Source organism: Streptomyces hyderabadensis, assembly GCF_020404845.1.
Classification (GTDB): Bacteria; Actinomycetota; Actinomycetes; order Streptomycetales; family Streptomycetaceae; genus Streptomyces; species Streptomyces hyderabadensis.
In genome coordinates, this window is record NZ_JAIOJZ010000140.1 from 1 (window position 1) to 962 (window position 962).

1 protein-coding gene is annotated in these 962 nt (G+C 69.9%); it reads right to left on the bottom strand.

Annotation, left to right across the window (positions count from 1 at the left end):
* Positions 1–962 (bottom strand): alpha-amylase family protein (locus K7854_RS37245; protein ID WP_505016458.1); only part of this gene is annotated, 962 nt, incomplete at both ends.

Below are 962 nucleotides of genomic sequence, written 5' to 3' on the forward strand. Positions count from 1 at the left end.
GCGTCCGCCGTGCTGGAGGTAGGCGTGCAGGATGTCGGGGGTGTTGGTGAAGAGGTTGGGCCGCATGTAGGCGGCGGCGTCGCCGGACAGTTCGGTGAGGTACTCGGTGAGTTCCTGCTTGGTGTTGCGCCAGGTGAAGTAGGTGTAGGACTGCTGGAAGCCGATCTGCGCGAGGGTGTGCATCATCGCGGGGCGGGTGAAGGCCTCGGCGAGGAAGATGACGTCGGGGTCGGTGTGGTTGATGTCGGCGATGACGCGTTCCCAGAAGGCGACGGGTTTGGTGTGGGGGTTGTCGACGCGGAAGATGCGCACGCCGTGGTCCATCCAGTGGCGCAGGATGCGGACGGTTTCGGCGTGGAGGCCGTCGGGGTCGGCGTCGAAGGCGATGGGGTAGATGTCCTGGTACTTCTTGGGGGGGTTCTCGGCGTGGGCGATGGTGCCGTCGGGGCGGTGGTGGAACCACTCGGGGTGTTTGTGGACCCAGGGGTGGTCGGGGGAGCACTGGAGGGCGAAGTCGAGGGCGATCTCCAGGCCGAGTTTCCCGGCTTCGGTGACGAAGTGGTCGAAGTCGTCGAGGGTGCCCAGGGCGGGGTGGATCGCGTCGTGGCCGCCTTCGGGGGAGCCGATGGCCCAGGGGACGCCGACGTCGTCGGCGGTGGCGGTGAGGGTGTTGTTGCGGCCTTTGCGGTGGGTGGTGCCGATGGGGTGGACCGGGGGGAGGTAGACGACGTCGAAGCCCATGGCGGCGATGGCCGGCAGGCGGCGGGCGGCGGTGCGGAAGGTGCCGTGGGGCTGGGCGGGGGTGCCCTCGGAGCGGGGGAAGAACTCGTACCAGGCGCCGTACAGGGCGCGTTCGCGCTCCACGAGCAGGGGCAGCGGGTCGGAGGAGGTGACCAGGTCGCGCAGGGGGTGACGGGCCAGGACCGCGTCCACCTCGGGCGTCAACGCCGCCGCCAGCCGGG